Annotated in this window: 13 protein-coding genes; 9 read left to right on the top strand and 4 right to left on the bottom strand. The window is 50.7% G+C overall.

The window, feature by feature from the left end:
* Positions 1-63: 63 nt before the first annotated feature.
* Positions 64-663: a TetR/AcrR family transcriptional regulator gene (locus KNP80_RS13255; protein WP_214834919.1), complete on the bottom strand. Its 600-nt coding sequence runs from the start codon at positions 661-663 to the stop codon at positions 64-66.
* 171 nt (positions 664-834) lie between these two features.
* Here KNP80_RS13255 and KNP80_RS13250 point away from each other — a divergent pair, with 171 nt between their 5' ends.
* The gene (locus KNP80_RS13250; protein WP_214834918.1) at positions 835-1,563 is read left to right on the top strand and encodes an ABC transporter ATP-binding protein; all 729 of its coding nucleotides are present in this window, start codon (positions 835-837) and stop codon (positions 1,561-1,563) included.
* On the top strand, positions 1,556-2,569 hold the full coding sequence (locus KNP80_RS13245; protein WP_214833998.1) for an ABC transporter permease: 1,014 nt from the start codon (positions 1,556-1,558) through the stop codon (positions 2,567-2,569). Before KNP80_RS13250 ends, KNP80_RS13245 begins: the two co-directional genes overlap by 8 nt.
* A gap of 49 nt (positions 2,570-2,618) precedes the next feature.
* On the opposite strand, the gene KNP80_RS13240 is transcribed toward KNP80_RS13245, so the two are convergent.
* Complete coding sequence (locus tag KNP80_RS13240; protein WP_214834001.1) at positions 2,619-3,224, bottom strand: class I SAM-dependent methyltransferase; 606 nt, start codon at positions 3,222-3,224, stop codon at positions 2,619-2,621.
* A gap of 209 nt (positions 3,225-3,433) precedes the next feature.
* Entirely contained in the window at positions 3,434-3,943 is a 510-nt protein-coding gene (locus KNP80_RS13235) for a glucosaminidase domain-containing protein (RefSeq protein WP_251129027.1), read from the bottom strand.
* A gap of 290 nt (positions 3,944-4,233) precedes the next feature.
* Here KNP80_RS13235 and KNP80_RS13230 point away from each other — a divergent pair, with 290 nt between their 5' ends.
* Positions 4,234-4,692: a hypothetical protein gene (locus KNP80_RS13230; protein ID WP_214834007.1), complete on the top strand. Its 459-nt coding sequence runs from the start codon at positions 4,234-4,236 to the stop codon at positions 4,690-4,692.
* A gap of 43 nt (positions 4,693-4,735) precedes the next feature.
* Here the strand turns inward: KNP80_RS13230 and KNP80_RS13225 are convergent, their stop codons facing one another.
* A complete protein-coding gene (locus tag KNP80_RS13225; protein ID WP_214834917.1) occupies positions 4,736-6,229 on the bottom strand; it encodes an MDR family MFS transporter in 1,494 nt (497 codons plus the stop codon).
* Between the two features lie 154 nt (positions 6,230-6,383).
* On the opposite strand from KNP80_RS13225, the gene KNP80_RS13220 reads away from it, so the two are divergent.
* The 6 genes from KNP80_RS13220 (at position 6,384) to KNP80_RS13195 (ending at position 13,193) form a co-directional block, all read left to right on the top strand.
* Positions 6,384-7,256, top strand: a complete 873-nt coding sequence (locus KNP80_RS13220) for a TetR/AcrR family transcriptional regulator (protein WP_214720130.1) — start codon at positions 6,384-6,386, stop codon at positions 7,254-7,256.
* Positions 7,257-7,402: 146 nt separating this feature from the next.
* Positions 7,403-8,416, top strand: a complete 1,014-nt coding sequence (locus KNP80_RS13215; protein ID WP_214834916.1) for a LacI family DNA-binding transcriptional regulator — start codon at positions 7,403-7,405, stop codon at positions 8,414-8,416.
* Positions 8,417-8,614: 198 nt separating this feature from the next.
* Positions 8,615-9,925, top strand: a complete 1,311-nt coding sequence (locus KNP80_RS13210; RefSeq protein WP_214834915.1) for an ABC transporter substrate-binding protein — start codon at positions 8,615-8,617, stop codon at positions 9,923-9,925.
* A 61-nt stretch (positions 9,926-9,986) separates the two neighbouring features.
* On the top strand, positions 9,987-10,886 hold the full coding sequence (locus KNP80_RS13205; protein WP_021065310.1) for a carbohydrate ABC transporter permease: 900 nt from the start codon (positions 9,987-9,989) through the stop codon (positions 10,884-10,886).
* A gap of 3 nt (positions 10,887-10,889) precedes the next feature.
* Positions 10,890-11,816 (top strand): carbohydrate ABC transporter permease, encoded by a 927-nt coding sequence (locus KNP80_RS13200; protein WP_214716118.1) that lies wholly within the window; start codon positions 10,890-10,892, stop codon positions 11,814-11,816.
* 24 nt (positions 11,817-11,840) lie between these two features.
* A complete protein-coding gene (locus KNP80_RS13195; protein ID WP_214834914.1) occupies positions 11,841-13,193 on the top strand; it encodes a GH1 family beta-glucosidase in 1,353 nt (450 codons plus the stop codon).
* The last annotated feature ends 93 nt before the right edge of the window (positions 13,194-13,286 follow it).

Raw genomic sequence — 13,286 nt, 5'->3', positions numbered from 1 at the left:
AGAATGAACATGCATATCGGGCTCGAATGTACAAAATGATCAAAGTGGATGTTGGGAAAAAACTTACGGCTTCAGACCGCCGGCTGTCACCGGTCCTTCGAACGTGATTGTATAGATGATGCGGGCGATGTCCTCTGCGGTTTCGGGACGGTCGTTATACAGCCATTCGTAGATGACCCCCATATGGGCCGCGGAAATATAAGACACGAGATAGTCGGCCGGCACAAGTGCTTTCGTCGCATCGAACAACACCGTCGGGGAGCGTTGGAAGAGCGCCGCGTGCATGTACGACCGGAGCCGGGCTTGAAACTGGGGGTCACCGTTCGGGCCTAGGAGCGGTTTCATCAAGATTTTATCGTCTTCGATGAAGCGGATGAACGGGACGAGCAGTTCATGAGCGCCCGGTCCGCGCTGGTCACCAAAGACACGCGGAATCTGTTTGACCAGTTTCCGTTCGGCCTCGTGAAAAATGACTTCAATCAGCTTCTCCATCAAGTCGAACTTATCCGCATAATGACTGTAAAACGTCCCGCGATTGATGCCGGCCCGTTCGGTGACAGCTTTCACCGTGACCGCCTCGAACCCGTGCTCGTCAATCAAGTCTAAAAAGGCATTCTTAATCAATTGTTTCGTTCGCGTGATGCGTAAATCTTCATGTCCCATCTGTTTTTTCTCCTTTATCCAACACTTGGGTGTGAACTGTCTGATAACCGACACGATGGCCGATATTGCCGATTGTTGGGCTGTCGGACGAGGTCTATACTGAACGTATAAACCAACACGGTGTCTATTAATCAAGTGTACATGAATCGGGCATCGAAAAGGAGAATCGCTATGGACATCCAACTGAACGGCGTCAGTAAATCGTTCGGTGACCAATTGGCCATCGACCACGTCGACTTTACCATCAACTCAGGGGATATCTGTTGCCTGCTCGGCCCATCCGGTTCAGGGAAGACGACGCTCATCCGACTGATGATCGGTGCCTTGGCCACAGACAACGGTTCGATTCAAATAGGGGAGACGGTCATGCCAAACATGCATATGCTGCACAACATCGGCTTCATGCCTCAGAACGATGGATTGTATGACGACTTGTCGACCGAGGCGAACCTTGAGTTTTTTGGCTCCATCTATAAGCTCAGCAAGACGACACTGCAGCAACGCATCACGGAAGTGCTCACGCTCGTCGATTTGACGGCCGACCGCAAGAAACTCGTCCGAAACTTCTCGGGCGGGATGAAAAAACGGCTGTCACTCGCGATCGCTATCCTGCATCAACCGGACGTCTTGTTTTTAGACGAGCCGACGGTCGGAATCGATCCAATCTTACGCCGTCAGATTTGGGATCAGTTTCAAGCGATTCGGGCGAACGGGACGACGATCATCGTCTCGACGCACGTCATGGACGAGGTGCTCAAGTGTGACCGGGCCGCGCTCATCTATAACGGCCGTTTGATCGCTTACGACACCGTGCCGCATCTGTTAGATCAGACGGAGAACGGTCGCGTCGAGGAACTGTTCCTCATCGCCGGTCGGGAAGGTGGGACGGATCATGCGTAACTTGGCGAAACGCGTCATCTTTCAGACGCTCAACGATAAGCGGAGTGTCGCCTTGATTTTGATTGCACCGCTCCTTATCTTGACGCTCGTCTACTTCCTGCTCGGGGACTCGGATTATGTGCCGGTCGTCGTGCTCGATGAGAACGCACAAACGCAACTCGTCGAAGCGTTCGAAGCCGAGACGCTCGAAGTCCGGTTGGACACGGTCGACAATCCGTCCGGGTATTTAGAGGACAATAAAGACGTCGATGCGATTTTTAAAGCGACGCCGGAAGGAACGACGATCACGCTCCGAGAACCGTCGACAAAGTCTTCGAAGGCGGTACGAGAGATTCAAGCGGCACTGTCGGAGTTGAATCCGGCGGCCGATATCGAGATGAACTACGTATATGGAGAGGAAGGCCAATCGACGTTCGATTCGTTCGGCTACGTGTTCTTGTCGCTGTTCTCCTTCTTCTTCGTCTTCATCCTGTCGGCGATGGCGCTCGTCAAAGAGCGGAGCGGTGGCACGCTCGAACGGCTCTTGATGACACCCATCAAACGAGGTCAGGTCATCTTAGGGTATACGCTAGGCTATGGCGTGTTCGCGGTCGTCCAGTCCGTCTTCATCGTCCTCTATACGATTTACGTGCTTGGGCTGACGTCACTTGGGAATATCGGCTGGGTCATGTTGGTCATGTTGCTCATGGCCGGGACGGCCGTCTTGTTCGGTGCAACGATTTCGGTGTTCGCTCGTTCGGAGCTTCAAGTCGTCCAAATGATTCCGTTCACGATTATTCCGCAAGTGTTCTTCTCCGGATTGATTCCGCTCGACTTGATTCCGTACGGGCTCGGCAATTTGAGCTACATCATGCCGATTTTTTACGGGGCGACCGCGATTAAAGAAGTCATGGTGTACGGCAGCGGGTTCTCTGGCATCTGGGTCTACGTGCTCGGTTTGATCGTCTATGCTGGGGTACTTTACTTGCTCAACATGCGAGCGCTCGGGAAATATCGAGGGCATTAATCTCAAATGACAAAACCGACTCGTCTAACGACGAGTCGGTTTAACTTGTTTACGAGGTACTTACTTTTTGGCCGATATATTGCAAGACAGCCGATTCACCGTTGTGGAGTGAGCCTTCGTGTCGCTCCACGGTCCCGTCGAAAAAGTGGATCGTTTTGAATGAATCCATGAGTGTTGCGAAATCAGAGCGCGTGTAGAGCAACTCTTTTTGCTTCGGACCGCCCGTTCCGTAAGTGAGTTGCGCCTCGCTGTAGACTTCCGTCACGAAATAACCGCCGGGCTTTAGGGCACGCCCGACTCCTGCAATGACGGATTTTTTTACGTGATCTGGAAAATGTCCGTAAATACAGACGATAGCGTCATAGACATTTTCCGGCCGATCGGCCTCGGCCAAATCGACGAGACGGGTGTGAAGGGTGACCCCGCGACGTTCTGCTAACCGGTTTGCTTTGTCAAGACCGACTCGCGAGTAGTCCCACATGTCCACGGCGACTCCTTGTTCCGCGAGCCAAACCGCATTTCGTCCTTCCCCTTCTGCGATTGCGAGCACACGCATCCCCTGTTTGAACAGGTGTGCCTGTTGGTTCGCAAAGGCGTTCGGGTTTTCCCCGTACACATACTCATCCGTATTGAACCGTTTATCCCAAGTCGACATGCTTTATTCCTCCCTAACGGGCGTAGCGCGTACACGTCCTCAAGTTTGTTCTTTCAGTTTACATGAAAAAAGCATCCGGGCAGGTGCCCGAATGCCTGTTAACGTTTGAGTAGTAAAGCGACGCCGGTCACGAGAAGTGCGAGTCCGCTAAACAATCGTACTTGGTTGCAAGTCACTATCTTTCACCCCTGTAAGTCATTGTAGGTCATTCATTTTTTGGCGACGCGAAGTTTTGTCCGTTCTATCTCTTTGTAGATTGCAAGGACGTCGTTGCCATAGTTGCCTCTCGGTTGCATCGCCCACTTGCCTTGGAGGGCGGGCCATGTTGGTGCGGATGCTCGTTTCACGTAACGGAAGCGAGGGTCCACGAGCTTCATGTTCAGTTTGTCTTTCGAAGCGTATGCTTTCAGGTGCTGAATATGGGCCGTGACGCCTTGGAAAGGCGAGCGGAACGTATGGCCTTTTACCCCGTTACCGACCGTTCCGATGCCCGCATAATTATGTTGCCTCGGGAGCACGTCACCTTTGTAACTGAAGTAACCGGTCTCCTTCAATGCTTGCGCGAACGCGACATCGCCACGGACACCTTCTTTTGCACCGATGACGATGAACAGTTTGGCGAGCTCTTCGACGGTCACAGCTTGAAGCCGGACGTTTTTTGGATTTTTCTTTTTGACAAAGTCCGCCATCTGTTGAGGTGTTAATGCTGATGTTCCCATAATAGCACGATTTTCTTTTTTTGACGCAGCTGAAACGGACGGTGTCGAACTAATCAATGAAAATAGTATTAAAGTAACTCCTACCCAATAAACGACTACACGCTTCATCCTTATTCCTCCCATAATCAACGAATAAACTATGAAAATAATACCATATATTAGGTTTATTAATTATTTCATTTCGATTAAACGGGAGGAATCATCCAAATTTATGAAGGTGAATCATGAAGCATTTCTTTTAACGAAACTAAAACCAGTTTGCTCACGTAACTAAAGACGAGGTGATGGGAATGAAGAAACAAGCACGCATGCGTTCGATTCAATCGTATCAAAAACGATGGATGCCATTGCACGTATCAGTCGTCATCGCGGTCGGGATGTCATTTGTGTTATTAGTTATAAACGAGTTTCAAACGGGTAATGGAATCGTCTTCTTAGCGGCGCTCGTCGTGTTGATTTACCTGGAATGGCGCGAGAGCCGATTCATGCAACGGTTGACAGCCGAACCGTCCGTCCAGAAGTTCATTCGTCGCACGTATCTTGGGCGCAACGCTGTCTCGCTGTTCGGAGCCATCGGGTTCTGCCTGTTATTTAAACATGGATTCCAGTCAAATCTGTTCTTATGGATGATGATTTTCTTCGGGGCGGTTGCGGGCCAAGCGGCGACGACGATGTATTACGAACGCAAGATTCGCCAGTTCGACCCGGAACATCCGAGTCGGCATGACTTGAGTTTTACAAAGAGATAAACAGAAAACAAGCCGTCCTAATCGAACAGGACGGCTTGTTTTGTTAATTCGCTTTTTTGAGTTCTTCTGCGTCTTCTTTGAAATTGAGTTTTTTAACATCGACTCGTTTCACGAAGAAGGCGAGGACGAGCGCCAAAATGTTCATGCCGAGCGCGACATAGAACGAATACTGAATCCCTGAAAGTAACGCTTGCTGCGTCAACGCACCCATCGAACTCTCGGTGAGTGTCGCTGGGTCGACGCCGGTCATAAGTGACTCGGCTTCTGTTTTCGTCACCGAGTTCATGATGGTGACGAGGACTGCCGTCCCGATCGCACCGGATACTTGTTGGGCCGTGTTGTTAATGGCCGTTCCGTGCGGGTTGAGGCTCGTCGGTAGCTGGTTGAGACCATTGGTCATGATCGGCATCATCACCATCGACATCCCGAACATGCGGAGCGTGTACGTCGTGACGATATACGTGTACGTCGAATCGAGTTGGACGTGGGCGAGCATATACGTCGAGATGGCCGTAATCGTGAGACCCGTGATAGAGAGCAACTTCGGTCCGAATTTATCAAACAGCTTGCCGGTGATCGGTGACATGATTCCCATGATGATGGCACCTGGCAACAGCATGAGCCCCGAGTCGAGCGGTGAGATGCCGCGGACGCTCTGGACGTAAGCCGGTGTCAAAATCATCCCCGAGAACATGGCGACGGCGTTGACGACCGCGATGATTGAGGCGAGCGCGAACATTGGATATTTATATGCCCGTAGGTCGAGCAGTGGTTTCTCCATGTTGAGCTGACGGATGACGAAGGCGATCAGTGCGACGAATCCGACAATCATCGTCGTCAAGACGATTGGGTTATCCCAACCATCCGAACTCGCTGAGCTGACACCATACAAGACGCCACCGAAACCGATCGTCGATAGGACGAGCGATAGATAGTCGAGCGATTGCTCTTTATTTTGCACCATGACGTTCTCGGCTTTCCAAATGGCAAGCCCGAGCCCGATGATGGCGAGCGGGAGAATCATCTCGAACAAGACGCGCCAGTCGTAGTATTCGACGATGTAGCCCGAGAGTGTCGGACCGATGGCTGGTGCTGAAATCATGACGAGACCGAAAATCCCCATCGCCGTTCCACGTTTTTCACGCGGGAAACTGACGAGCATGACGTTCATCAAGAGCGGTCCCATCGTCGACGCCCCGACCGCTTGAATCATCCGACCGGCTAGTAAGACACCGAAGTTCGGAGAGAAAGCGGCGATGGCCGTCCCGAGAGCGAAAATCGCCATCGACGTGATGAAGAGGCTCCGGTTTGAGAACCGGGTGATCAAGTAGGCCGATGCCGGGACGAGTACGCCCGTCACGAGCATAAAGCCGGTCGCGAGCCATTGGACCGTCGAGTAGTCGGCGATTTCTAAGTCGACCATGATCGATGGGAGCGCGACGTTCAATAATGAGTTGTTCAGGAAGGCGATGAACGCCCCTGCAAAGAGAACCGCGAGCATGAGGTACGGCGGTTTCTTTTGGAATTCTGGTTTCATACGAGTTGCTCCTTTATGTTCTGAATAGTTATATACTAGTAAGTGTCGATGTGATGATTTTATACCCGTTGTACAAATAAATCAACCATTTTGTACTGCCAGTTCAAAATGATATACTTAAGGTACAAAACAAGCAGAACGGAGCCATGATTCTATGAAAGATAAGAAACGAAAAGTCGCTGATGTCGCCATGAACCTGTTCATCGAGAACGGGGTGCAGCAGACGTCGGTTCAAGAAATTATCGAGCGGGCCAATATCTCGAAAGGGACGTTCTACAACTATTTCGCCTCGAAGACGGACTGTGTCGCCAACATTCTCGAAAACTTGCGCTATGACGCCGGCCAACGCCGAATCGAGATGCAGATGGGACGGGACAAACGGGACAAGGACGTCTTCATTGAACAGATCTCGATTTTGATTCAATTGAATGAAGAGCGGAACTTGCACGCCTTGTTCGAGTCGATCATGTCGGCGAACGAGCCCGAGTTGAAGAAGCTAGTCTTGCAACATCGCGTCTATGAGATTGAGTGGCTCGCGATGCGTTTGACTGAGATTATTGGCGAACCGATTCGTCCGTATTCGGTCGAATTGACTGTACTTTTCAATGGGATGTTACAGCATGTCATGTTCACGCTCCGCATCACGAATACGGCGTACTCGATTCAAAAGTTGGTGCGAAACTTATACGCTTACGTGGAACTGATGGCAAACCGTATGATCGAGACAGGGGAGCACATTCTAAACCCGGTCACAGTTGATCAAATGCGTGGGACGACCGATAAAAATCTCGTCACGAAAGACGAATTGATTGAGATGGCGGAACGGATTCACGCGCATGTCAAGATGACTGAAGAACAAGAGGATTTGTTTGAGGCGATTACGTATGAGTTGCACCAAGACCGGCTCCGGAAAATCGTCATCGAGCAATTGCTCAAACCGTTCCAACGTCTGTTTAAAGGCGTGACCGGGGAGACGGAAGTGCAGAAATTTACGAATCTCGTTTGGTTGTATACACGAACACACTGACGACAAAAAGCAAGTCGATGCAGTAATATTGAAGAAACACGGCACGAAAATAAATCTCAAAATATTCCACGAAAAAGAATTGATTCCTACAAATTCGTGCGCTACAATCAAATTACCGAAAGCGCTTTCGGGAAGAGGAGACTGACATGGGTACGATTTATGATTTAGCAAAAAAAACGGGCTTTTCGATTACGACCGTCTCTAAAGCGTTGAATAACTATAAAGACGTCAGCGAAAAGACGAGAGCCAAAATATTAAAAGCCGCGGCTGAGATGGACTATCTGCCGAACGCGCACGCGCAGTCGTTATCGACGAAAAAGTCGTGGGCGATCGGGGTCATGTTCTCAGAAGCGAACGAAGTCGGAATGAAGCATCCGTTCTTCAATGGCATCATTGAAAGTTTCCGTCACGCCACCGAGGAACACGGATATGATTTAATCTTCGCCTCGCGTAACCTCCGCAACCGCGACATGAGTTACCTCGAGCACTTCAAACACCGAGCGGTCGACGGCATTGTCGTCATTTGCTCGGACCGGATGGATGAACAAGTACAAGAACTCATGCAAAGCGACATCCCGATTGTCGTGGTCGATATGGACAGCGCCAACTGTAGCGTCGTCTATTCGGACAACGCGGAAGGGGCCCGCATGGCTGTGAACTACTTGTATGAGTTAGGCCATCGCGCCATCGCACATATCGCCGGCGATTCGTCGATTGACGCTGGGGCGGCCCGGGTCAAAGGGTATGAGCTTGCCATGCACGCGCTCGATTTACCGATTCAACCAGGATACTTGGTGAACGCCGGGTTCTTCTCGGTCGAGGAAGGCAAACAAGCGATGGAGCAGCTATTGCAACTCCCATCTCCGCCGACTGCCGTCTTCGTCGCAGGTGACCAAATGGCCATCGGCGCGATTGAAGCCGTTCATGAACATGGCCTCCGGGTGCCAGAAGACATCTCTATCATCGGTTACGATGATATCGAGATGATCAAGTACATCACTCCAAAGCTGACAACGATTCGTCAAGATACGGACGAAATCGGGGAAGCGGCGGCCGAGCTGTTGATTGAACAGATGACGGCCAAAGAACGACGCACGGAACGACGCGTCATCCCAGTCCGCTTGATTGAACGGGCGTCATGCGCACCGATTAAAAAGTAAAGAAGTCACGATGATGTTTCGAAGTCGCTCTGTTCGCTTCAGCGGATTGGAGAGAAGAGAGCGATTTCGAAAATCATTTACCTCGAATCGAAACCGCTTTCGATATTTTATTTAGTTATTTTCGAAAGCGCTTTCGATAAATTATTACCTCTCCTTGAAAACGCTTTCTAAAAACTACTTATAAAGGATGGTTCACTCATGCGTAAAAAATTAGTTAGCTTACTCTCTATCGGAGCACTATCAGTCGGCGTCTTAGGCGCGTGCTCAAACGACGAAGGATCTTCAGAAGCGACAGGCGGCAAAGACGACGTACTTAAAGTTTGGTCGTTCACGGACGAGCTTAAAGAGCCAATCAAAACATACGAAGAGAAGAACGGCGTCAAGGTCGAATTGACAATCGTTCCAATCGCGGACTATCCGACAAAACTTAAGCCGGCACTTGAAAGCGGCGTTGGGGCACCGGACGTCTTCACAGGCGAAATCGCGTTCCTCAAACAATGGGTTGACGCAGGCTACTGGGAAAACCTTTCAGATGAGCCTTACAACGTCAATGAAATCTCAGACGACTACATTCCTTACGTCTTCGACCTCGGGAAAGACAAAGATGGCAACGTGCGCGCTCTCTCATGGCAAACGACACCAGGTGGCGTCTACTACAAACGTAGCTTAGCAAAAGAAGTGCTCGGTACGGATGACCCGACTGAAATCGGCAACATGATGAGTTCGATGGACGGCGTCTTCGAAGTTGCTGAGAAAATGAAGCAAAAAGGCTACAAAATGTTCCCAGACGAAGGCGCGATCCGTTGGTTCTCACAAGGCGCGAACCCAGAAGCATGGGTAAACGACAAGAACGAACTCGTGTTGACAGAAGACAAAATCAACTACATGGACTACGCGAAAGAACTTCGTGAGAAACAATACACGGCACTTGCTCCAGAATGGTCACCATCTTGGTTCGAAGGTATGTCGAAGCCAATCAAAGTTAAAGAAGGCGGCAAAGAGACAGAGACACAAGTCTTCTCTTACGTCCTCCCGACATGGGGTCTTCACAGCGTCTTGAAAGACAGTGCGAAAGACACAGCTGGTGACTGGGCAGTCACGAACGGTCCAAGCCCGTACTTCTGGGGTGGCACATGGCTCGGTGTATATGAAGGATCGAAAAATAAAGAAGCTGCATACGATTTCGTTAAGCTCATGACACAAGACGAAGAGTTCTTGACTGGCTGGGCTGAAGAGACAGGCGACGTCCTCGCTTACAAACCAGTTACCGACAAAATCAAAGATGACTTCAGCGACGAGTTCCTCGGCGGACAGAACAACTATGACTTCTTCCTCGAGCAAGCGGATGAAATCACACCAGGGATTGTCACGAAATACGACCAACAACTCGACACGCTCTACGGCGCTTCAGTCCTTCAGTACGTAGAAGGTAAGAAGTCGAAAGAAGAAGCAATCGAAGAGTTCAAAAAACAAGCGAAGAACGCTTACCCAGACATTACAGTTGACTGAAGCAAGCTAACCCGTGGGGGATTTCCCCCCTGAAGGGTTGCTATGGAAGGAGTAACACGACGTGAAAAAACTAGACCGTTACGGCTATGCGTTTATTGCCCCATTTTGGGTCGTCTTTTTGACATTCAGTATCTACCCGGTCTTCTTGACCCTGTACTACAGTTTCACCAACTATACCGGCAGCCAAGGAGAAGAGGTCGTCGGCTTTGCGAACTACGCGCGCCTGTTGACAGACACATACTTCATCGAGGCGTTCGTCAATACGATCAAGATTTGGGGAATAAACTTTGTCTTGCAAATCGGTCTCGCGCTGGCACTCGCGCTCTTGTTCTCAGATTTACGTTTGAAGTTGAAGGGCCTCGCGTTCTTCCGTTCATTCTTCTATCTTCCTAACTTGATCACAATCAGTTCGGTCGCGCTCTTGTTCGGAATCTTGCTCGACTGGCAGCATGGATCACTCAACATGATGCTCTTAAAACTTGGTATCATCTCTGACCCGATCAATTGGTTATCGCAACCGGTGACGGCACAACTGTCCGTCTCACTCATTTTGACATGGATGTGGTTCGGTCACTCGTTCATCATCGTCATGGCCGGTGTATCGGGGATTTCACAAGACTTCTTCGAAGCCGCCCATATCGATGGCGCGAACCGTTGGCAGATGTTCACGAACGTCACGGTCCCATTACTCAAACCGATTCTTTTGTACATCATGATCACGTCGCTCATCGGTGGTCTCCAACTGTTCGATCTTCCACTCTTATTGACGGATGGAATCGGTGCACCAGACGGCTCACTGAACACGATGGTTCTCTACTTGTACAACCAAGCATTCAAGTATAACAACTATGGCTATGCGGCAGCGGTCGCTTACGGCTTGTTCTTGATTACACTCGTCTTCTCGGCGATCGTCTTCAAAGGTATGTTCCGTAAAGAACGCGCTGCGCAGAAGGGAGCATAAGCAATGGAACAAAATGCAGAATCACGGCGTATGCTCGCCGACAGCGAAGTTCAGCCGCCGCGCGAGGAGAAACCGCTCCGTGTGCTACCGCCCAGTAAGAAACCGAAAAAGAAATGGTTTAGCCGTGGCTTGATTTACACGGGCTTGATTATCTTGACGATTGTCTGTTTCATCCCGTTCTTGATGATGCTCGTCAACGCGACTAGGACGAACGGTGAAATCATGTCTGGTTTCTCGCTCATCCCGGGATCGGCGCTCGTCGAAAACTATGCGATTTTGAGTGACTATATCAACATCTGGACCGGCTTTAAAAACAGTTTGATCGTCGCGGTGCTCGTGACGTTGCTCTCTGGTTACTTCTCAGCGATGACCGCGTTTGGATTCGCGTTCTATAACTTCAAAGGCAAAAACGTGATGTTCATCTTCATGCTCGTCATGATGATGGTCCCAGGGCAACTTGGACTCATCGGGTTCTACGAGATTTCGAAGACGCTCGGGATTCTCGATTCGTTCATCCCGCTCATCATCCCGTCAATCGCCAGTCCGTTCGTCGTCTTCTTCATCCGCCAGTACACACAAGCGACGCTGCACGTCAGTATGATTGAAGCGGCGCGCATCGATGGAGCGAGCGAACTGCGCATCTTCCATACGATTGCGCTCCCGATGATGATGCCGGCCGTCGCGACGATGTCAATCTTTACGTTCATCGGCTCATGGAACAACTACTTGATGCCGCTCGTGCTCTTGTTCTCACCTGAGAAGTACACGTTGCCGGTCCTCATGGGCTTCTTGAAAGGTTCGCAAGTCGCCGAGAACCTCGGTGCCCTTTACCTCGGTATCGCCATTTCGGTCGTGCCGATCATGATCGCCTTCTTGTTCTTGTCGAAATACATCGTCAGCAGTATCTCGGCTGGTGCGGTCAAAGAATAACTAGAGAGAAAAGAGGAATTGACTATGCAGTTTAACAAAGACTTCGTCTTCGGGACCGCGACTTCGTCGTATCAGATTGAAGGCGCGCATAACGAGGACGGGCGCACTCCGTCGATTTGGGACATGTTCTGCGACATCGACGGACGTGTGTTCGAGAAGCATAACGGTGACGTCGCGTGTGACCACTACCATCGCTTCGAAGAAGACATCCAGCATATCAAACAGCTCGGTGTCGACACGTATCGCTTCTCGATCGCATGGCCTCGTATTTTCCCGGCGAAAGGTGAGTTCAACCCGGCTGGGATGGCGTTCTACAAGACGCTTGCGACACGCCTCCGTGAGGAAGGCATCAAGCCGGCCGTCACGCTCTACCACTGGGATCTCCCGATGTGGGCCCACAATGAAGGTGGCTGGGTGAACCGCGACTCGGTCGACTGGTTCCTTGACTACGCCAAAGTGTGTTTCGATGAACTCGACGGCATCGTCGACTCGTGGATCACGCACAACGAGCCATGGTGTGCTGGATTCCTCGGCTATCACGTCGGTGTCCACGCACCGGGACATCGCGACATGAACGAAGCGGTCCGCGCTGTGCACCATATGCTGCTCTCGCACGGAAAAGCGGTCGAACTGTTGAAGAACGAGTTGAAGTCGACGACGCCAATCGGCATCACGCTCAACTTGTCACCGGTCTATGCGAAGACGGACTCGGTCAACGACCGTCTCGCCCAAAACAACTCAGACGGTTACTCGAATCGCTGGTTCCTCGATCCAGTATTCAAAGGTCAATATCCGGTAGACATGATGAACTTGTTTGCGAAATACGTTCACACGTACGATTTCATCAAACCAGGTGACATGGAGACGATCTCGACAGAGTGCGACTTCTTCGGTATCAACTTCTACAGCCGCGGACTCGTTGAGTTCAGCGCTGCGAACGACTTCATGACGGTGGCTGCGTACTCCGATTACGACAAGACGGGCATGGGCTGGGATATCGCCCCGAACGAATTCAAAGACCTGATCCGTCGCTTACGTAACGAGTACACAGACCTTCCAATCATCATCACAGAGAACGGCGCGGCTTACGACGACGTGCTTGAGAACGGTGAAGTCCATGACGTGAAACGCATCGACTACGTTAAAAAGCACCTCACAGCCGTATCCGACTTGAACGATGAAGGCATGAACATCGCTGGCTACTATCTTTGGTCCTTGATGGACAACTTCGAATGGAGCTTCGGTTATGAGAAGCGTTTCGGCATTCTCTACATCGACTTCGACACGCAAGAGCGCGTCTGGAAAGACAGCGCAAAATGGTACGCCGATGTCATCGCGGACCATAAAGCCAAACACGCGGATAGCGTCGAGGCGTAAGATAGATCCATCCCTGCCGCTACAGGGATGGATTTTTTGTGTGGAACGTATTCGGTCAGGGAACGTATAGAAGAGGACAACAAATGAAAGGGG

The organism is Exiguobacterium sp. E4787 (assembly GCF_018618375.1).
Classification (GTDB): domain Bacteria; phylum Bacillota; class Bacilli; order Exiguobacteriales; family Exiguobacteriaceae; genus Exiguobacterium; species Exiguobacterium chiriqhucha.
The sequence above is the reverse complement of the archived record's forward strand: the minus strand, read 5'-3'. Positions and strand labels throughout refer to the sequence as shown.